The 19016-nt window shown below is 66.2% G+C and carries 16 protein-coding genes, 1 tRNA gene, 1 other RNA gene and 1 pseudogene; 14 read left to right on the forward strand and 5 right to left on the reverse strand.

Translation table 11 applies throughout. The features are described from left to right. Positions 1-3: 3 nt before the first annotated feature. Positions 4-2730 (reverse strand): pyruvate dehydrogenase (acetyl-transferring), homodimeric type, encoded by a 2727-nt coding sequence (gene aceE / locus CGU34_RS02680; RefSeq protein WP_036297163.1) that lies wholly within the window; start codon positions 2728-2730, stop codon positions 4-6. Between the two features lie 174 nt (positions 2731-2904). On the opposite strand from aceE, the gene CGU34_RS02685 reads away from it, so the two are divergent. Continuing rightward, on the forward strand, positions 2905-3363 hold the full coding sequence (locus CGU34_RS02685; protein WP_036297161.1) for a peroxiredoxin: 459 nt from the start codon (positions 2905-2907) through the stop codon (positions 3361-3363). A 47-nt stretch (positions 3364-3410) separates the two neighbouring features. Further along, positions 3411-3483, forward strand: a tRNA-Val gene (locus CGU34_RS02690). A 143-nt stretch (positions 3484-3626) separates the two neighbouring features. Here the strand turns inward: CGU34_RS02690 and CGU34_RS02695 are convergent. Then, positions 3627-4499 (reverse strand): helix-turn-helix transcriptional regulator, encoded by an 873-nt coding sequence (locus tag CGU34_RS02695; RefSeq protein WP_036297160.1) that lies wholly within the window; start codon positions 4497-4499, stop codon positions 3627-3629. A gap of 135 nt (positions 4500-4634) precedes the next feature. On the opposite strand from CGU34_RS02695, the gene CGU34_RS02700 reads away from it, so the two are divergent. From CGU34_RS02700 to CGU34_RS02715, 4 genes and pseudogenes are all read left to right on the forward strand, one after another. Then, the gene (locus tag CGU34_RS02700) at positions 4635-5516 is read left to right on the forward strand and encodes an aldo/keto reductase (protein ID WP_036297158.1); all 882 of its coding nucleotides are present in this window, start codon (positions 4635-4637) and stop codon (positions 5514-5516) included. Positions 5517-5584: 68 nt separating this feature from the next. After that, on the forward strand, positions 5585-6256 hold the full coding sequence (locus tag CGU34_RS02705; protein ID WP_036297179.1) for a flavodoxin: 672 nt from the start codon (positions 5585-5587) through the stop codon (positions 6254-6256). A gap of 23 nt (positions 6257-6279) precedes the next feature. After that, positions 6280-7038: an SDR family oxidoreductase gene (locus CGU34_RS02710; protein ID WP_100813163.1), complete on the forward strand. Its 759-nt coding sequence runs from the start codon at positions 6280-6282 to the stop codon at positions 7036-7038. Between the two features lie 85 nt (positions 7039-7123). Further along, positions 7124-8049 (forward strand): annotated as a pseudogene (locus tag CGU34_RS02715) (aldo/keto reductase). A gap of 55 nt (positions 8050-8104) precedes the next feature. Here CGU34_RS02715 and CGU34_RS02720 read toward each other — a convergent pair. Next, on the reverse strand, positions 8105-9046 hold the full coding sequence (locus CGU34_RS02720) for a hypothetical protein (RefSeq protein ID WP_100813164.1): 942 nt from the start codon (positions 9044-9046) through the stop codon (positions 8105-8107). A 223-nt stretch (positions 9047-9269) separates the two neighbouring features. On the opposite strand from CGU34_RS02720, the gene CGU34_RS02725 reads away from it, so the two are divergent. The 5 genes from CGU34_RS02725 to rnpB all read left to right on the forward strand — a co-directional run bounded on the left by CGU34_RS02725 (position 9270) and on the right by rnpB (position 12764). Next, on the forward strand, positions 9270-10202 hold the full coding sequence (locus tag CGU34_RS02725) for an ABC transporter ATP-binding protein (protein ID WP_036295799.1): 933 nt from the start codon (positions 9270-9272) through the stop codon (positions 10200-10202). Continuing rightward, complete coding sequence (locus CGU34_RS02730) at positions 10202-11080, forward strand: ABC transporter permease (protein ID WP_036295797.1); 879 nt, start codon at positions 10202-10204, stop codon at positions 11078-11080. The genes CGU34_RS02725 and CGU34_RS02730 overlap by 1 nt, the downstream gene beginning before the upstream one ends. 46 nt (positions 11081-11126) lie before the next feature. Continuing rightward, positions 11127-11858 carry a zinc ribbon domain-containing protein gene (locus CGU34_RS02735; protein ID WP_036295795.1) on the forward strand — a complete coding sequence of 244 codons (732 nt, stop codon included), beginning with the start codon at positions 11127-11129 and terminating at the stop codon, positions 11856-11858. A 10-nt stretch (positions 11859-11868) separates the two neighbouring features. Then, the gene (locus CGU34_RS02740; protein ID WP_081766150.1) at positions 11869-12384 is read left to right on the forward strand and encodes a reverse transcriptase-like protein; all 516 of its coding nucleotides are present in this window, start codon (positions 11869-11871) and stop codon (positions 12382-12384) included. Positions 12385-12398: 14 nt separating this feature from the next. Beyond that, positions 12399-12764, forward strand: an RNA gene (gene rnpB, locus CGU34_RS02745) — RNase P RNA component class A. A 235-nt stretch (positions 12765-12999) separates the two neighbouring features. Here the strand turns inward: rnpB and CGU34_RS02750 are convergent. Next, a complete protein-coding gene (locus CGU34_RS02750; RefSeq protein WP_036295794.1) occupies positions 13000-13440 on the reverse strand; it encodes a DUF805 domain-containing protein in 441 nt (146 codons plus the stop codon). An 82-nt stretch (positions 13441-13522) separates the two neighbouring features. After that, a complete protein-coding gene (gene ppgK / locus CGU34_RS02755; protein WP_036295793.1) occupies positions 13523-14281 on the reverse strand; it encodes a polyphosphate--glucose phosphotransferase in 759 nt (252 codons plus the stop codon). Positions 14282-14394: 113 nt separating this feature from the next. On the opposite strand from ppgK, the gene CGU34_RS02760 reads away from it, so the two are divergent. Genes CGU34_RS02760 through CGU34_RS02770 form a run of 3 tightly spaced genes read left to right on the forward strand, consistent with a single transcriptional unit; the run spans position 14395 to position 19006 of the window. Next, positions 14395-14619, forward strand: a complete 225-nt coding sequence (locus tag CGU34_RS02760) for a hypothetical protein (protein WP_036295792.1) — start codon at positions 14395-14397, stop codon at positions 14617-14619. Positions 14620-14651: 32 nt separating this feature from the next. Beyond that, positions 14652-15989, forward strand: a complete 1338-nt coding sequence (gene glnA, locus CGU34_RS02765) for a type I glutamate--ammonia ligase (protein ID WP_036295791.1) — start codon at positions 14652-14654, stop codon at positions 15987-15989. A 17-nt stretch (positions 15990-16006) separates the two neighbouring features. Beyond that, the gene (locus CGU34_RS02770) at positions 16007-19006 is read left to right on the forward strand and encodes a bifunctional [glutamine synthetase] adenylyltransferase/[glutamine synthetase]-adenylyl-L-tyrosine phosphorylase (RefSeq protein WP_036295790.1); all 3000 of its coding nucleotides are present in this window, start codon (positions 16007-16009) and stop codon (positions 19004-19006) included. The last annotated feature ends 10 nt before the right edge of the window (positions 19007-19016 follow it).

The following is a 19016-nucleotide window of genomic DNA, read 5'->3' on the forward strand; positions in this document are numbered from 1 at the left end:
CGGTCAGCTCTCGCCGCCGGCGTTCCCGCTCGTTCCGGCGGTCACGTCGAACAGGCGGTACTTCTCGATCGCCTGGGCGACGAGCGACCGGTCGACGGCGCCCTGCTGCGCGAGTGCCTGCAGCGCTCGCACGACGATCGAGGGACCGTCGATCTTGAAGAAGCGTCGAGCAGCGGCACGCGTGTCCGAGAAGCCGAAGCCGTCGGCGCCGAGCGTGTAGAAGTCATGCTGCACCCAGGGCCGGATCTGGTCCTGAACGGCGTGCATGAAGTCGCTCACGGCGATGACGGGGCCGGGTGCCCCGGCGAGCTTCTCGGTGATGTAGGCCGTCTTCGGTTCTTCTTCCGGGTGCAGGAAGTTGTGCTCGTCGGCGGCCAGGCCGTCGCGGCGCAGCTCGGTCCACGACGTGACGGACCAGACATCCGCCGCCACACCCCAGTCGTCGCGCAGCAACTGCTGAGCTTCCTTGGCCCACGGCACACCGACGCCCGACGCGAGCAGCTGCGCGCGTGCGCCGTCGCCCTCACCGGTCGAGATGCGGTGGATGCCTCGGACGATCCCATCCACGTCGACACCCTCGGGCTCAGCGGGCTGCACGATGGGCTCGTTGTAGACCGTCAGGTAGTACATGACGTTCGGGTCGGGGTGCTGACCGCCGTACATGCGCTCGATGCCCGCGCGCACGATGTGCGCGATCTCGTAGCCGTAGGCAGGGTCGTACGAAACCGTCGCGGGGTTCGTCGAGGCGAGCAGGTGCGAGTGTCCGTCGGCGTGCTGCAGGCCCTCACCGGTCAGCGTGGTGCGTCCGGCGGTGGCGCCGACGACGAATCCGCGGGCCATCTGGTCGCCCGCCGCCCACTGGGCGTCGCCCGTGCGCTGGAAGCCGAACATCGAGTAGAAGACGTAGACCGGGATAAGCGGCTCGCCGTGGGTCGAGTACGACGTGCCGACACCCGTGAACGCCGCGAGCGCGCCGGCCTCGTTGATGCCGACGTGCAGGATCTGTCCCTGCGGGCTCTCCTTGTAGGCCAGGAGCAGCTCGCGGTCGACCGACGTGTAGTGCTGGCCGTTCGGGTTGTAGATCTTCGCGGTCGGGAAGAACGCGTCCATGCCGAACGTGCGCGCCTCGTCGGGGATGATCGGCACGATGCGGTGGCCGAAGTCCTTCGAGCGCAACAGGTCCTTCAGCAGACGGACGAAGGCCATGGTCGTGGCGACTTCTTGCGTGCCCGAACCCTTCTTGGGCATCGTGTACGCCGAGTCGTCCGGCAGCGTGAGGCCGACGTGGGTCGTGCGTCGCTCGGGCAGGAATCCGCCGAGGTCGCGGCGACGCTCGAGCAGGTACTGGATCGTCTCGTCCTGGGCGCCCGGGTTGTAGTACGGGGGCAGGTAGGGGTTCTCTTCGAGCTGGCCGTCCGAGATCGGAATGTGCATCTCGTCGCGGAAGTGCTTGAGGTCCTCGAGCGTCATCTTCTTCATCTGGTGCGTAGCGTTCCGCCCCTCGAAGTGCTTGCCGAGGCCGTAGCCCTTGATCGTCTTGGCGATGATGACGGTGGGCTGACCCTTGTGCTCCACGGCCGCCTTGTACGCGGCGTAGACCTTGCGGTAGTCGTGTCCGCCGCGCTTGAGGCCCCAGATCTTCTCGTCGGAGTAGTCCTTGACCAACGCGAGCGCGCGCTCGTCGCGACCGAAGAAGTTCTCGCGAACGTACGCACCGTTCTCGGTCTTGTAGGTCTGGTAGTCACCGTCGGGGGTGACGTTCATCAGGTTGAGCAGCGCGCCATCCGTGTCGCGTGAGAGCAGGTCGTCCCACTCGCGACCCCAAACGACCTTGATGACGTTCCAGCCGGCGCCGCGGAAGAAGCTCTCGAGCTCCTGGATGATCTTGCCGTTACCGCGCACCGGGCCGTCGAGGCGCTGGAGGTTGGCGTTGATGACGAAGGTCAGGTTGTCGAGGCCCTCGTTCGCCGCGACCTGCAGCTGTCCGCGGCTTTCGACCTCGTCCATTTCGCCGTCGCCAAGGAACGCCCAGACATGCCCGTCCGAGACATCCTTGATGCCGCGGTTGGTCAGGTACTTGTTCGTCATCGCCTGGTAGATCGCGTTGATCGGTCCGAGACCCATCGACACGGTCGGGAACTGCCAGAACTCCGGCATCAGGCGCGGGTGCGGGTACGACGGGATGCCGTTGGGCGCCGCGGACTTCTCCTGGCGGAAGCCGTCGAGCTGGGCCTCGGTCAGGCGGCCCTCGAGGAAGGCGCGCGCGTAGGTGCCGGGCGAGGCATGACCCTGGATGAAGATCTGGTCTCCGCCTGAGGGGTGGTCGTGGCCGCGGAAGAAGTGGTTGAACCCGACTTCGTAGAGCGCGGCCGACGAGGCGTAAGTGGAGATGTGCCCGCCAACGCCGATGCCGGGGCGCTGAGCGCGGTGCACGGTAACGGCGGCGTTCCAGCGGATCCAGGCGCGGTAGCGGCGCTCGATCTCTTCGTCACCGGGAAACTCGGGCTCGTTCTCGGGCGCGATGGTGTTGATGTAGTCCGTCGTCGGCACCATCGGGACGCCGAGGTGCAGATCATGCGACTTCTTCAGAAGGCTGAGCATCACCTCGCGTCCGCGGCCGTGGCCCTTCGCGTCGACGAGCTGCTGCAGGGATTCCTGCCACTCGGAAGTCTCTTCCGGGTCGCTGTCGGCGGCGTTCTGCGAGTAGGGATCCTGGTCGTGAACAGTCACACGTGACCTCTCTTCGTGCCGGCAGATCGTGCCGGGGGAGTCTTGGCAGCGGCGTCTCGGCTTGTGGGCCGGGCGGGAACGCACACCTCTCTCAGCCTAGTCAGTTCCCGGCATCCCGCGCCCGTCCCGCGGGACGTCGTGCTGCGCGGTCTGCGGCGATGGGAGGATGACGGCATGACTCTCGAGATCGGCGACCAGGCTCCGGACTTCACGCTTCTGACCCGGGCGGGCGAGCCGCTCACGCTCAGCGAGGCCTGGCGCGAGTCGCCGGTCGTGCTCGTGTTCTTCCCTCTGGCTTTCTCGGGGCGGTGCCAGGGCGAGCTGTGCGAGATTCGCGACAACATCGCGGTTTTTGAGGATGCCTCGGTGCGCGTCATCGGGATCTCGGTCGACAGCCACCACGCGTTGCGTGCCTGGGCCGAGCAGCAGGGTTACGGCTTCGACCTGGTGTCGGACTTCTGGCCGCACGGCGAGGTCGCGCGGGCGTATGAGGTGTTCCTGGCGGATCGCGGCATCGCGACGCGGGCGAGCTTCTTGATCGACACGGAGGGTGTCGTGCGGTGGTCGGTCGTGAACGACCCGACGAGCCCGCGGCCGCTGTCGGCCTATCGCGAGGCGTTGGCCGCGTTGTGATCCTGGTTCGGGGTTGTGGGGGCTCGATCTTCTAGACTGGCCCATGAGGGCCTTTAGCTCAGCTGGTAGAGCGCCACGTTTACACCGTGGATGTCGTCGGTTCGATCCCGGCAGGGCCCACCTAGAAAACACAGGGATCCCGGGGTTTCATTCACTCTCAGGTTTCTTAGCGCGGTCCCCCCGCGGTCCCCTGGCACGGCTTTACCCGCCCCCGATGACGCACCGGGTCAGGACAGCGATGCCGCGGGCCCGGGACAGGCGTGTCAGAGCTGTGTCTCCTTCTGGGTGACGGGCGCTTCGGCTATCCAGCTGCGCAGCATGTTGAGCGCGTCCGCGGACGATGAGCCGGGTTCGGTGAGGTAGGTGGTGAGGCGGATATCGGGCGCCGAGGGAAGTGTGAGTGATTCGAACCCGAGGGTCATCTCGCCGACGACGGGGTGATTGATCCGTTTAGAACCGGTGGTGTGGGTGCGGACGGTGTGGCTGCCCCACCAGGTGCGAAATTCTGTGCTGCGCGTGGCGAGTTCGCCGACGAGGCCGGAGAGTGCCTTGTCAGAAGGGTCGTGCCCCGCGCGCAGGCGCAGTGAGGAGACCATCTCTCGGGCGATCGTCTCCCAGTCGGCGTAGAAGTCTCTGGATGCCGGGTCGAGGAACAGATACCGGGCAGAGTTCACTGGTGGCTGACCCTCGGGAAACATGAATGGCAGAAGAGCGCGAGCGAGCGCGTTGGCCGCCAACGGTGTGCCGAGGGTGGAGAGTGCGACTGTCGGCACGTCACGCATGGTGTCGATGAGTTGGACGATCCTCGGAGGCACTGGGGTCTCTCGTCTAGCGCGTGGTGCTCGGACGGGTCCGGTCGCTGCCCGGGCGAGGTCGAAAAGGTGCTGTTGTTCGGCGTCGTTGAGCTGGAAGGCGTTCACGAGCGCGTAGAGCACGCTCTCCGAGACGCCGCCGAGGTCGCCACGCTCCATCCGCGTGTAGTACGCCGTCGAGACGCCGGCAAGCTGCGCGACTTCTTCGCGACGCAGACCAGGTACGCGTCGCTCTCCTGCGAAGACGGTCAGACCGGCTTTCTCGGGGGTGATGCGTCCGCGGAGTGCGGTCAGGAATTCCTGAACCTCGTGCCTGGTGTTCATATGTCCGACGGTAGCCCGCGCTTCCGCGCCGCGGGAGTCCCTGTCATTCACCCCCAGCGCGGCAGTATCAATCACATTGTGGGGGTGAATGCTAGGGACTCTCACCTCGTTGTTGGCGGTGCTTAGCGTGGAGGCATGACCACTTCAACGATCACTCTGAACAACGGGGTCGAGATCCCCGCCATCGGCCTCGGTGTCTTCCAGACCCCGCCCGAGGAGACCGTCGCCGCTGTCGCGACCGCGCTCCGCACCGGATACCGCCACATCGACACCGCTGCCGCCTACGGAAACGAGAAAGAGGTCGGCCAGGGCATCCGCGAATCCGGCGTTCCCCGCGAAGACATCTTCATCGAGTCCAAAGTGTGGATCAGCGACTACGGCTACGACGAGACCCTCCACGCGTTCGAGAAGAGCGCCGCGAAGCTGGGCGTCGACCAGATCGACCTGTTCATCCTGCACCAGGCGCTACCGTCCGAGTTCGACAAGACCATCGCCGCGTACAAGGCGCTCGAGCAGCTCCTCTCCGATGGGAAGGTCCGCGCGATCGGTGTCAGCAACTTCATGCCCGAGCACCTGACCCCGCTGCTCGAGCAGACCGACATCGTGCCGGCGGTTAACCAGATCGAGCTGCACCCGTACTTCCAACAGAAGGAGCTTGTCGCGTTCCACCAGGAGCACGGCATCACTACCCAGGCGTGGTCGCCCATCGGCGGAATCACCTCCTACCGGGAATCCGCGAAGCGCAGCTTCGACGAGCCCGTCATCTTGACGATCGGTGAGAAGTACGGCAAGTCCGCCGCGCAGGTGATGCTCCGCTGGCATATCCAGAAGGGCGTGCAGGTCATCCCGAAATCGACCAAGGCGCACCGCATCGCGGAGAACTTCGACGTCTTCGACTTCGAACTCACCGCCGACGAGATCGCTCAGATCGACTCGCTCGACACCGGCGTCCGCGGTGGACCCGAGCCCGACTTCATCACCCTCGAAAACTTCGGAAAGCCGATCCCCGAGGCGTGATCCAGCTGCGGGCGCGGACGACCCGAACGTTCGCGCCCGCTTCGCCCGACCTGGTCGAGAAGGAACGAATGAATCGCCGCGACTTCCTCGCCGCCAGTGCTGTGCTCGGCGGCACAGTGCTCGCCTCCGTTCTTGCCGCCTGCACTCCGAATCGGGAGACCACCGTGACCACGCCGACCCCGACTGCAGAACCGACCGATGCTGCATCGTCGCCCGGTGCCGGGGGCCGGGTACTGCTGGCCTACTTCTCCCGCCCTGGCGAGAACTATTACTACGGCGACCGCATCGATCTTGAAGTCGGGAACACTCAGATTGTCGCGGAGATGATCGCCGCTGTGACCACTGTCGACGTTTATCGGATCGAAGCCTCCGATCCGTACCCGGACGACTACGAAGAGACCGTGCAACGGAACGTGCGGGAAGAGAACGACGACGCCCGCCCCACGATCGCGAACCCCCTTCCCGACGTCACCGGCTACGACGTCATTCTGCTCGGCAGTCCCGTGTGGAACGTGCAGACCCCGATGATCATGCGCACCTTCGTCGAAGGCGTCGACTTCGCCGGGAAGATCATCCACCCGTTCGTCACGTACGCCGTGAGCGGTATGGGACGCGTCGACAGCGACTACGCAGATCTCTGCCCCGATTCCACGATCGCCGAAGGCCTCGCCGTGCAGGGCGAGACCGCCGCACAAGCCCAACCCGACGTCGAAGCCTGGCTTCGACGCATCGGACTCTGAACGACCCACGGGAGAGAACCACCATGACCGATCACGCCCTCACCGTCCTCATCGTCGGAGCAACAGGGAGCATCGGGCAGCACGTCGTCGAACAAGCCGTCCAGGCCGGGCATCACACTAGAGCGCTCGTCCGCGACAGCAGCAGGGCCCGCGACCTCGCTTCCGGAGCCGCGGCAGTCATCGGAGACCTCACCGATGCCGGCACGCTCACTGAAGCCGTCGCCGACATAGACGCCGTTGTCTTCACTCACGGCAGCAGCAATGAGCCCGAGGCTGTCAACTACGGCGCAGTGCGCAATGTGCTCACCGCTCTGAATGGCCGCCCGGTCCGGATCGCGCTGATGACGACCATCGGAGTCACCGCTCGCCGGGAGACGTCCGAATGGAAGCGACGCGGCGAACGCCTCGTCCGCGCCAGCGGCAACACGTACACGATCGTTCGTCCCGGCTGGTTCGACTACAACGCACCCGATCAGCTGAAGATCACCATGCGCCAAGGGGACACCCACCTCATCGGTACCCCCGCAGACGGCGTGATCGCCCGCAGGCAGATCGCCCGCGTACTGCTCGACAGCCTCACCAACCCCCGAGCCGACCGCCGAACCCTGGAACTCGTCGCCGAACGCGGCCCCGAACAGGCCGACCTCGGGCCAGTATTCGGCGCCCTGGTACCCGACGCAACCGGGTCCCTCGATGGCGCAAAGGACACCGACAACCTGCCGGCGTCCGAAGAACCGCAGCGCGTCGTTGACGACCTCAACGCCGTCCGCGGCGACGCCTGATTACCGATTGAAGCTGAAGACACACATGAATACGCGCACTCTTGGCCGCACTGGCCTGGAGGTATCCGCCATCGGCTTCGGATGCATGGGCCTCAGCCACGGCTACGGCCACAACCTCGACGACGCACACGGCATCGACGTGATCCGGCGAGCCGTCGACCTCGGAGTGACCTTATTCGACACCGCCCAGGTCTACGGCCCCTTCACCAACGAAGAACTCGTCGGCAAGGCGCTTGCCCCCGTCCGCGACGATGTCGTGATCGCCACCAAGTTCGGCTTCGACTTCGACGGCACCAGCGAAACCGGACTGAACAGCACCCCGGACTACATTCGGAAGACCCTGGACGCATCGCTCCAGCGTCTCGGTGTCGAGAACATCGACCTGCTGTACCAGCACCGTGTCGATCCCGCCGTGCCGATCGAAGACGTCGCCGGAACGGTGAAAGAACTGATCGCCGCTGGCAAAGTCGCGCACTTCGGATTGTCCGAGGCCGGTACCGACACGATCCGCCGCGCGCACGCCGTCCAGCCCGTCACGGCTCTGCAGAGCGAATACTCACTGTGGTGGAGGGAACCCGAAGAGATGATTCTCCCCACCCTGGTCGAACTCGGCATCGGACTGGTCCCGTTCAGCCCGCTGGGCAAGGGCTCCTCACCGGCACCCTCGACAACTCGACAGCGTTCGGCGAGGGAGACGTCCGCGCCACTCTGCCGCGTTACAGCGCCGAAGGCCGCGACGCGGGGCGGCGGTTGGTTGACCTACTCGCCGGGATCGCAACACGAAAGAACGCGACGTCTGCCCAGATCGCCCTCGCATGGCTCCTCGCCCAGAACGCCTCGATCGTGCCCATTCCCGGCACGACCAAGATTCACCGCCTGGAGGAGAACGTCGGCGCATCCTCCGTCGCCCTCAATGATGACGAACTCGCGCAGCTGACGACCGCCTCCAGCCTCGTCGACACCTCGCTCGCGCGGCACCCGGAAAGTATGCAGAAGTGGATCGATCGCTGAGAAGACCCCGACCTACCGAAACCACCGGCACCAGTGCCTACGCGTGGTGGGGCCGTTACCGGCCCCTGTCGGGAGCGCCGGGAGTCGGTCGCGGGGGCGGGTAGCCAGGAACATCCTCGAGCCGCTCGGGTGCTCCCGGGACCTTCGGGATGCGCGCGTACCAGCGTAAGGAGGTCGCCCGAAGGCGTTCCGCAAGTTGTGGCTCGTGGCCTGCGTAGTCGATGAACCGGAATACCCCATACTGAGTAACCCTGTTCGCAAGCATGAGGATTGCTGACATCGCGTCGACGTCTGGGAACGTGAACGGCTGGCCGTCGAGTTCGACGGACACCCGCAGTTCCAGCGATGGCCACATCTTTCCGTGGGCGGAGCCGGCAGATGCGCGCCATAGGCGCTCGACCTGCGCTGAGTCACCGAGGTCGCCAGCAGAGAACTTCGTCCGCACCTCCTGCGCCGCAGCCGTTACGAGCGTCAGGTAGGACGGGTCATCGACGTTGATCTTGTGAGTCTCGAGAATGTCGAGTAGCTGGAGCCGCTGCTGCCTGAGTTCTTCCTTGCGCTTCGGGTCTACCTCGGCTTTGCGCTGCTCCGCCCAGTCTGCGAGAACGAGCGACAGATGCCGCCGCAGCACCTCGCGTGGATCGCGCGAGGACATGACCCATACCGCTTGAGAGGCGGACTCGAGCGCCGCGCGTGCAAGCGTCTGTGACGGGCGCGCGTCGTGATGCACGACCGCATCAGTGTGGAAAGTCAGTGGCGCGACGTAGTCCGCCCACATGCCAAGGTGTTCGAGCGCTGAGGATAGGTAAGCGCGACACCACTTCTCGCAAGACTCCGGCAGATCCCCGTCAATGATGCTGAACGGGGACCCATCGATCGCCGGTGGCGTCTCCGTCAGCAGATCGCGCATGAGCCGAGCAGACTGCGCCACCTCCACCCACGAGCGCGACTGCTCTCGATCGACCGGGATACGGTTCGGTGCCTCGTCATCATTCACGGCGCGAGCGTATCGTGACTCGGCCGATTGGCCTTGAGCTTTCTTCGGCGTGAGACCTCCTGTCGAAAACCATGACTGGGTGCGACGGTCAATCGGCGACGGTGCTTCCTGTTCTGAAAAGTAGGTCTCGCTAGTGCGGGAATTGAGAGATGAGTTCGCAGATCAGGAAGGATGTGCGTATGCGCGGCGCTTCCTCTACTCACACCCTCCGTTTGCGTGTTTCATGAACGCATCCGCCGCTATCCCCGCGATCGAGGTCGAGGGCCTCACCAAGCGGTACAAGAAGGTCGTCGCGGTCGACGACGTGTCGTTCCAGGTCGAGGCCGGGGGAGTCTTCGCGTTCCTCGGAACCAACGGCGCCGGCAAGTCGACGACGATCGGGTGCCTCACCACCGTCCTGCCTTTCGACGCGGGCCGCCTGATCGTGGCCGGGCGAGACATCCCTACCGACGGCGAAGCGATCCGCCGGAGCATCGGCGTCGTCTTCCAGGACTCCGTGCTCGACGATGCGCTCACGGCACGCGAGAACCTGCGCATCCGTGCGCGCTTCTCGATGACGGATGCCTCGGCGATCAACGACCGCATCGCCGAGCTGTCGGCACTCATCGAGCTGGACGAGTTCCTCGACCGCCGCTACGGCAAGCTCTCGGGCGGGCAGCGCCGCCGCGTCGACATCGCCCGGGCTCTGCTGCACGAACCCGCGATCCTGTTCCTCGACGAACCGACCGCGGGCCTCGACCCTGCCAGCCGCGCGGTCGTCTGGTCGACGATCCACGAACTGGGGGAGCGATCGGGACTGACCGTCTTCCTGACCACGCACTATATGGAAGAGACCGAGGAGGCCGATCGCGTCTGCATCATCGACGCGGGCCGGATCATCGCCGAGGGGACGCCCGCCGAGCTGCGTGCCCGGCACAGCCGCAGCATCCTGACCATCACGACCCGCGACCGCGCGGGCCTGCTCGCACTCGCCCTGACCTCGGGAGCGGTCGCGACGGGAGAAGGAGACGTCCTCTCGATCGCTGTGCCCGATGCGGGCCTCGCCCGAAGTCTCCTCGCCGCCCATGGTGACGACGTGGTCGACTTCGAGTTCCGCCACGGCAGCATGGATGACGTCTTCCTCGCGTTGACCGGACGCGAAGGGATCGAGAACTGATGGGCGTCGTCAGCACGATCATCGGCCGGAACCTGCGCCTGTTCTTCCGCGACCGCCTCAACGTCTTCTTCTCGCTGCTGTCGGCGATCATCCTCTTCGCGCTCTACACGCTATTCCTCGGCAACCTGCAGACGACCGGCCTGCAAGAGTCGTTCCCCGACGCGACAACCGCCGAGATCAAGGCCTTTGTCGACTCGTGGATGTTCGCCGGCATCGTCGGTATGACGTCGATCACGACGGGTCTGGGTGCGCTCGGAGTTTTGGTCGAGGATGCTGCATCCAGCCGATTCCGCGACTTTCTGGTCTCGCCGATCCGGCGCGGCCAGATCGTCGCCGGGTATCTGTTCGCTGCATTGATCGTCGCCCTGCTGATGACGCTCATCGTGCTCGTCATCAGCCTGATCTACCTCTGGCTCGTCGACGGAGTCGTGCTGCCACCGCTCTCGGTGCTGCGGATCGTCGGATGGGTCGCCCTGTCCGGTGCCGCCTTCACCGCGCTCTCGGCCTTCGTGGTGTCGTTCCTGTCGTCGAACAATGCGTTCTCGGCGATGTCCACGATTGTCGGCACGATCCTCGGATTCGTGGCGGGCGCCTACATCCCCGTCGGATCCTTGCCGGAGGCCGTGCGCGAAGTCATCAACGCGCTGCCGTTCGCGCAGTCGTCGATGGTGTTGCGCCGTGAGTTCACCCAGGGCCCCCTCGACACGCTGTCGGGCGGGGTGCCCGAGGCATCCGATTCGATTGCGCTCTTCTACGGCATCGACCTGACCGTCGGGGACTGGACCGTCACGGCCGTGTTCGTCGCCGCGATTCTGGGCGCGATGATCGTGGTGTTCTTCGCCCTCGCCTCGGCGCGGATTCGGGCCCGCATCGTCTGAGTCTCAGCCCGCGAAGGCGAAGCGCCCGCCGGGATAGGCTGGACGGGTGAATGCGAGCCCGACAGACCAGCGCCGATTGCTGGAGATCGCCGAGCTCGACGCGCAGCTCCGCGCGTCAAATGCCCTGCGCCAGAATCCCCCCCAAGCCCCGCGTGTGAAAGAACTCCTCGCCGCGCGGCAAGCCCTCTCGCACGAGTTGTCGCGTCGCCAAGGTGCACGCGACGACCTGCAGCTCGAGATCTCGCGGGTCGAGTCCGACGTCAAGGTTGTCGAGGCGCGACGTAAGCGCGACGAAGAGCTGCTGCAGAAGGTCTCGAACCCGAAGGATGCCGCGGGCCTCGAGCACGAGCTCGCCTCGCTGGCGCGTCGGCAGGGTGACCTCGAGGATGCCGAGCTGGAGCTGATGGAGAAGCTCGAACAGGTCGAGGCATCCGTTGCCGAGCAGGAGCGCCTCGTCACCGAAACGAACGAAGAGGGCACGCGGCTCTCGAACGAGGCCAAGGCCGTCGTCGCCGAGGCGACCGCCCGCATCGAGCATCTGACCCGCGACCGTGCGGCCGTCGTCGGGACGGTGCCGCCGGAACTCCTGGCACTGTTCGAGCGGCTGACCGCCCGCAGTGACGGCGCGGCGCTACTGCGCGCGCGCACCTGCGGCGGATGCCACATGGTGCTTTCGGGTACCGATCTACAGGTGATCCGGGGGAAGGCCGACGACGAGATCGTGAACTGCCCCGAGTGCGGCTGCATCTTGGTGCGGACGAACGAATCGGGCCTGTGAGCCGGTCCCGATGAGCGGGGCGCTCTGGGACGACCCGATCGCGCCGCCGGCCGCGCCCGACCTGATCGTCGAGGCTGACGGCGGATCGCGCGGCAACCCGGGCATCGCCGCGGGCGGAGCTGTCGTCCTCGACGCGACGACCGGCGAAGTGCTCGTCGAAGTCGGTGTCTATGTGGGCATGGCGAGCAACAACGTGGCCGAGTACCGGGGCATGATCGAGGGTTTGCGTGCCGCATTCGAGCGAGAGCCGGCATCCGTTCGCGTGCGTCTCGACTCCAAGCTCGTGGTCGAGCAGATGACCGGACGCTGGAAGATCAAGCACCCCGACATGCAGGCCCTGGCCCGCGAGGCTCGTGAGCTCATCGCCGGGCGGCAGGTGAGCTTCGAATGGATCCCGCGGGCGCAGAACGCGAGAGCGGATGCCGCGGCCAACTCGTCGATGGACCGTCGCGAGAGCTTTCGCCGCGACCTGGCGGCTGAGCTCGGTGGTTTGACCGGCGCGGGGCGGCGAGGCATCCGCGGCTAGACTTGCGGCGCGAGTGGGTCGGCTGGACGGTCGCGTCACGAGGGTTTTCTTTCGTGCCGAGGAACGTCCGGGCTCCACAGGGCAGGGCGGTGGGTAACACCCACCCGGAGTGATCCGCGAGACAGTGCCACAGAAAACAGACCGCCGCGGGCAACCGCGGTAAGGGTGAAACGGTGGTGTAAGAGACCACCAGGGACCGCGGTGACGCGGTCTGCTCGGTAAACCTCGCCCGGAGCAAGGTCAGACAGGGGATGTTGACGCGGCCCGCCGAGTCCTCGGGTAGACCGCTAGAACGGCATGGCAACGTGTCGTCGAGAGAGATGACCGTCCACGGGGCTCACGCCCCCGGACAGAACCCGGCGTACAGGCCGGCCCACTCGCCCTCTCTCTGCTGCCACGTCGCGAGTGCACGACTTCGTCGCGAGTGCACGACTTCGTCGCGAGTGCACGACTTCGATCGCGCGCGTAGCCCGTGCACTCGCACACAACCCGTACATTCGTGGGCTAGACGGATGTGGATGGCACCGAGACCGCCACTTAGCACCGAGAGCGCCGCTTATCCACGGCGAAGAACCGGCGGCCTCGGCAGCAAACGGCGCTCTCGGCATCCGTGGGTCAGTCGAAGCGACGGCCCTCTTCGCGCGGACTACCGATCAGGAAGAAGAACAGAACGATCCAACCGATCACGGGCAAGAACGTCAGAAAGAACCAGGCACCGCTTCTGTCGGTGTCGTGCAGCCGTCGCCATGTAAGCGCCAGGTTGGGCAGCAGCGTCCCGAGGCCGTAGATCAGGGCGATCGCACCGGGCACTGTTGTGACGACACCACCGGGTCCACCCGCCAGCGGCAGGGCGACCGCCCCGTTCTGCCAGCCCTCGGCGCCCGACACGGCGGCGATGGTGTTGAGGACGATGATGATCAGCGCATTCGTGAGAACCCACCACCAGTATTCGCTCCGACTCGCACGGCCGCGAAAAATGGAGTAATTACCGAAGAATCGGGCGATGGCCGAGCCCCACGAGGCGCCGTAGAGCGGACGATCAAGTGGCGCAGACATCCTTCGACGCTACCTCGTGAGGTCTGACGAGCAACGAGGCGCGGCTGGTCCCTCGACAGGCTCAGGGACCGGGGCGAGCGACCTAAACGTCGCCCGCGAGGGCCGCCGCGCCGATGATGCCCGAGCTGTTGCGGTGCACGGCCGGAAGGATCGGCGCGCGCAGCTTCAGCATCGGCAAGAAGCGCTCCGGATGCTTCGACACGCCGCCGCCGACGACGAACAGATCGGGCGAAAACAGGAACTCGACATGGTCGTAGAAGAGCTGCAGACGCTTGGTCCAGTCTTCCCAGTTGAGGTCTTCGCGCTCCATCGCCGAGTACGCCGCGTACTTCTCGATCGACTCACCCTCGTACCAGAGGTGTCCGAGTTCGGTGTTGGGGATGAGTGTCCCGTTGTAGATGAAGGCCGAGCCGATTCCGGTGCCGAGCGTGGTGAGGATCGTCAGCCCGTCGTGACCCTTCGCGGCGCCGTAGCGGACCTCGGCGACACCCGCGGCATCCGCGTCATTGACGAATTGGATGTCGCGTCCGAGGCCCTTCTCGAAGAACTTCTCGGCCTCGAAGTCGACCCACTTCTCTGAGACGTTGGCTGCCGAGAGGGTGCGACCCTTCTTCACGATCGCGGGGAAGGCGACTCCGAGGGGGATTTTCTTGTCGACGCCGCCCAACTTGTCGAGCACCTCGTTCACGGCGGCGAGCACGTCATCCGGCGCCGCACCCTTCGGGGTGTTAACGCGGATGCGGTCGCTCAGCAACTCTCCGCGCTTCAGATCGACGATGCCGGCCTTGATGCCGGTCCCCCCGATGTCGACACCGACAGCACGGTCAACGCTTTTTGCCATGCGAATCAGCTTAGCGAGCACAACTCGCCCAACCCGCCCGGGTGCGCGATGCGCCACGCTCGAAGCCCCGCGGTCAGTAGGATCGACACGGAACGCAGATCGAGGGAGAACCGGTGTCCGAGAGCGAACAGAAGTACTGGTACAACCTGACGACCGGTCAGGTCGAGAAGGGGTTCGAATCGCCCGCGATCGACCGCGCCGGCCCGTTCGACACCGCGGAAGAAGCGGCCAACGCGCCGCAGGTCATTAAGGACCGCGCGCGTGCGTGGGCCGATGATGACGCCCGTGATGCCTCGTGGGGCGCATCCGCGTCCGGCGCCGGCGAAGACCCCCAGTAGGCTGGGAAAGCAGCGGAGCTGCGGAGGGAACCATGGACAAGCAGCGTGATTTCGTCTTGCGGACGATCGAAGAGCGGGGCGTCAAATTCGTCCGCCTCTGGTTCACCGATGTGATCGGGACGCTCAAGTCCGTCGCGATCGCCCCGGCCGAGGTCGAGGGGGCATTCGCCGAGGGCCTCGGGTTCGACGGATCAGCCATCGAGGGTCTGACTCGAAGCTTCGAGTCCGATCTTCTCGCGCACCCGGACCCGGCGACGTTCCAGATCCTGCCCTGGCGGGGCGAGATCGACCCCACGGCCCGCATGTTCTGCGACATCACGACGCCCGACGGTCAGCCCGCCGTGGCCGACCCGCGCCACGTGCTCAAGCGCACCCTGGCACGCGCCGCCGACCGAGGGTTCACGTTCTACACCCACCCCGAGATCGAGTTCTATCTGCTCAAGTCGTCGTCGTACGGCGCCGAGGGCCCCGAGCCCGTCGACTCCGCCGGGTACTTCGACAACGTCCCGGGAGGCACCGCGCACGACTTCCGTCGTCGTTCGGTCCGGATGCTGGAAGACCTGGGTATCTCGGTCGAGTTCAGTCACCACGAGGGTGGACCGGGTCAGAACGAGATCGACCTGCGCTACGCCGACGCCCTGGCGACGGCCGACAACATCATGACGTTCCGCACGGTCATCAAAGAGGTCGCGATCGAGCAGGGCGTGTACGCGACGTTCATGCCGAAGCCCCTCAGCGGCAAGCCGGGCAGCGGCATGCACACGCACATGTCGCTCTTCGAGGGTGACCAGAACGCGTTCTACGAAGAGGGCGCCGAGTACCAGCTGTCGAAGGTCGGCCGTCAGTTCATCGCCGGTCTGCTGCGTCACGCCAACGAGATCGCCGCGGTGACGAACCAGTTCGTCAACTCGTACAAGCGTCTCTGGGGCGGCGACGAGGCACCCAGCTTCATCACCTGGGGTCACAACAACCGTTCCGCGCTGGTGCGCGTTCCGCTCTACAAGCCGAACAAGAGCCAGTCCTCGCGCGTCGAATACCGCGCTCTGGATTCTGCGGCCAACCCCTACCTCGCCTACGCCCTCATGCTCGCGGCCGGTCTGAAGGGTATCGAAGAGGAGTACGAACTCCCGCCCGAGGCCGAAGACAACGTCTGGTCACTCAGCGACGCCGAGCGTCGCGCGCTCGGGTATGAGCCCCTGCCCGCGAGCCTCGACCACGCCGTGCAGGCGATGGAAGAGAGCGAGCTGGTTGCCGAGACCCTCGGCGAGCAGGTCTTCACGTACGTGCTGAAGAACAAGCGTCGTGAATGGCAGGAATACCGTTCGCAGGTCACGCCCTTCGAGCTGAAGAGCAATCTCGAGATGCTCTGACGGGGGCGTCCGCTCCCATGGCTTTGGAACGATTTCAGTCCCGCACGGGTCTCGCACGCCTCGGCTTCACCGAACTCGATGCCGCCGAGCGCGGTCTCGAGGAGCTCGAAGAGCTGACGGGGCTGCCGCGAGATTCGTGGATCACCGAGGCATCTTCTGCGGGTGATCCGGACGCCGCGGTACGCGGGCTCGTCGCGATCGCGCGACGCAATGCCATCCCGGTCCGCGAGGTCATGGCGAGCGCATCGGCACATCGCGCCGTGTGGGCTCTTCTCGGCGCGAGCGAGGGATACGCGTCGTTCTACCTGCGGCATCCGGATGAGCTCGAGGACCTCCTCGAGCCACGCGGTCTGTTGGCTACCGCGGACGAGCTGCGCGACGAGATGCTGGAGTCCGTCGGTGCGGTAGACGGTTTCGCCGAGAAGAACGCGGATGGTTGGGTTGCCCTGCGCGTCCGCTACCGGCGACTCGTCGCCCGGATCGCCGTCTACGATCTGCTCTCGCCCGACCCGCCGGGTGCGATCCGTGAGGTGTCCGCGGCGTTGGCGGATGTCGCGGCCGCGGCCCTCGAGGCATCGCTCGCCGTTGCGCGAACGCGCATCTCGGCGACCGGCAGTGGACCCGGCGGGTTGTTTCCCCGTGAGGATGTCGCTCAGACACGCCTGGCCATCATCGGGATGGGCAAGGCCGGCGCGCGTGAACTGAACTACGTCTCGGACGTGGACGTGATCTTCGTCGGCGGGGGCAGCGCGGAGCTCGTCGAGCGCACGAGCGAGAGCCGTGTGCTCGATATCGCCACGCGCCTTGCCGTGCAGACCATGCGCGGCATCGAAGAGGCCGAGATCGAGCCGCCGCTCTGGGAGGTGGACCCGAACCTTCGGCCCGAGGGCAAGCAGGGGGCGCTCGTGCGGAGCCTCGATTCGCACGTTTCGTACTACCAGCGCTGGGCCAAGAGTTGGGAGTTCCAGGCCCTTCTGAAGGCTCGGCCGCTGGCGGGCGATGCGGAGCTCGGCCGCGATTACGTCGAGGCCGTGCAACCGAAGGTGTGGACGAGCGCCGCGCGCGAGAACTTCGTCGACTCCGTGCAGCGCATGCGCGAGCGGGTGACCGAGCACATCCCCGCGGAAGACGTGCCTTATCAGCTGAAGCTCGGACCCGGCGGCATCCGTGACGTCGAATTCACCGTGCAACTGTTGCAGCTCGTGCACGGGCTGACGGATGACTCGATCCGCCAGCGAGGCACGCTCGCCGCTCTCGATGCACTGGTCACGGGCGGATACATCGGACGCGTCGAGGCATCCGCTTTCGCGCAGGACTATCGGGTGCTGCGATTGCTCGAGCACCGGCTGCAGCTGTGGCGCCTCGCGCGCACGCACCTCATGCCGCGGACGCCCGAGGGGCTGCGCACGCTCGCACGTGCCTCCGGGCTCGCCGATACCGGGGAGGGCGTCGCGGCCGTCTGGGAGCAGATCAAGCGCGAGGTCCGAGACATCCATGTCCGTCTCTTCTATCGGCCGCTGTTGTCGGCCGTTGCAGCCCTGCCCGAAGACGGGCGCGTGCTCTCGACGGCGCAGGCGCACGACAGACTCGCGGCGATCGGCTTTCGCGACCCGGCGGGAGCGCTGCGGACGATCGGCAGCCTGACGAGCGGCATCAGCCGGAAGGCGACCATCCAGCGGCACCTGATGCCCGTCATGATCCGGTGGTTCGCGGATGGCGTCGACCCGGACTATGGGCTGCTCGCGTTCCGGCGCGTCAGCGAGCGCCTCGGTAATACCCCCTGGTTCCTCCGTATGCTCCGCGATTCGTCCGGGGCCGCGGAACGACTGACGCGCGTCCTGTCGGGATCGCGCTACATCGGCGAGCTGATGGAGTGGATCCCCGAGTCCGTCGCCTGGCTGGATGACGACGAGCCCCTGCGTCCGCGCTCCGGCCTGGCGCTCCAGGAAGAGGCGCGGGCGATCCAGACGCGCCACAAGACCATCGACGACGCCATGCGGGCCGTGCGTGCACTGCGCCGCCGGGAGCTCCTTCGCACCGCGATGGCGGCCGTGCTGGGTGTGCTCACGATCGAGCAGCTCGCGGCGAGCCTCACGACCATCACCGACGTGACCCTGCAGGCGACCCTCCGTGCCGTGCGTCGAGAGGTCGTGCCGCCGGAGGATGCCTCGCTGGACTTCGCCATCATCGCGATGGGCCGGTTCGGGGGAGCGGAGCTCGGGTTCGGATCGGATGCGGACGTGCTCTACGTCTATCGTCCCGAGAAGGTCGATCCCGAGCGCGCGCACCAGCTGTCGCTCAAGATCGTCGCGGAGCTGCGTCGGGTGTCGGAGGACTTCCGGGCGCCGTTGGATCTGGATGCGGATCTGCGCCCCGAGGGACGCACCGGCCCGCTCGTGCGCTCACTGACCTCCTACGCCGAGTACTACTCGCGCTGGTCGCTGTCGTGGGAGGCTCAGGCGCTCCTGCGCGCGCGAGGCGTTGCCGGTTCGGTCAAGCTCATCCGCGCCTTCATGGAGCTGGCCGACCGCCTGCGCTACCCCGAGCATCCGGACCCTCAAGGGGTGCGCGAGATCAAGCGCATCAAGGCACGCGTCGAGACAGAGCGGCTGCCGAAGGGCGTCGACCGTACGCGGCACCTCAAGCTCGGCCCCGGCACGCTCAGCGACGTCGAGTGGCTCGTCCAGCTCACCCAACTCTGTTACGCGCACGAGCACCCCGAGCTGCGCACAACATCGACGCTGGGTGCGCTGGACGCGGCGGTAGCGGCGGGATTGATCCCGCAGACATCCGCCGCCCGTCTGGCGGAGTCGTGGCACCTGTCGACGCGCCTGCGCTCGGCGAACACGCTGCTGTCGGGGCAGACGAGCGACGTGCTGCCGACGGATCGGCGCCAGCTCGATGGCATCGGACGCATCCTCGACTACGGCCCGCGCGCGGCGACGCAGGTCGAAGAGGACTACTTCGGGACGGCGCGTCGTGCCCGCCGGGTATTCGAGAAGCTCTTCTACGGCTGACCAGCTGCGC

The organism is Microbacterium lacus (assembly GCF_002812805.1).
Lineage (GTDB): Bacteria > Actinomycetota > Actinomycetes > Actinomycetales > Microbacteriaceae > Microbacterium > Microbacterium lacus_A.

What these genes read in the sequence shown, in the direction of transcription:
- CGU34_RS02730 (WP_036295797.1), top strand. Translation starts at nt 10,202, where the DNA reads ATGGGCGTCGTCAGCACGATCATCGGCCGGAACCTGCGCCTGTTCTTC.
- CGU34_RS02695 (WP_036297160.1), bottom strand. Translation starts at nt 4,499, where the DNA reads ATGAACACCAGGCACGAGGTTCAGGAATTCCTGACCGCACTCCGCGGA.
- ppgK (WP_036295793.1), bottom strand. Translation starts at nt 14,281, where the DNA reads ATGGCAAAAAGCGTTGACCGTGCTGTCGGTGTCGACATCGGGGGGACC.
- CGU34_RS02700 (WP_036297158.1), top strand. Translation starts at nt 4,635, where the DNA reads ATGACCACTTCAACGATCACTCTGAACAACGGGGTCGAGATCCCCGCC.
- CGU34_RS02750 (WP_036295794.1), bottom strand. Translation starts at nt 13,440, where the DNA reads ATGTCTGCGCCACTTGATCGTCCGCTCTACGGCGCCTCGTGGGGCTCG.
- CGU34_RS02685 (WP_036297161.1), top strand. Translation starts at nt 2,905, where the DNA reads ATGACTCTCGAGATCGGCGACCAGGCTCCGGACTTCACGCTTCTGACC.
- glnA (WP_036295791.1), top strand. Translation starts at nt 14,652, where the DNA reads ATGGACAAGCAGCGTGATTTCGTCTTGCGGACGATCGAAGAGCGGGGC.
- CGU34_RS02725 (WP_036295799.1), top strand. Translation starts at nt 9,270, where the DNA reads ATGAACGCATCCGCCGCTATCCCCGCGATCGAGGTCGAGGGCCTCACC.
- CGU34_RS02705 (WP_036297179.1), top strand. Translation starts at nt 5,585, where the DNA reads ATGAATCGCCGCGACTTCCTCGCCGCCAGTGCTGTGCTCGGCGGCACA.
- CGU34_RS02710 (WP_100813163.1), top strand. Translation starts at nt 6,280, where the DNA reads ATGACCGATCACGCCCTCACCGTCCTCATCGTCGGAGCAACAGGGAGC.
- CGU34_RS02770 (WP_036295790.1), top strand. Translation starts at nt 16,007, where the DNA reads ATGGCTTTGGAACGATTTCAGTCCCGCACGGGTCTCGCACGCCTCGGC.
- CGU34_RS02740 (WP_081766150.1), top strand. Translation starts at nt 11,869, where the DNA reads ATGAGCGGGGCGCTCTGGGACGACCCGATCGCGCCGCCGGCCGCGCCC.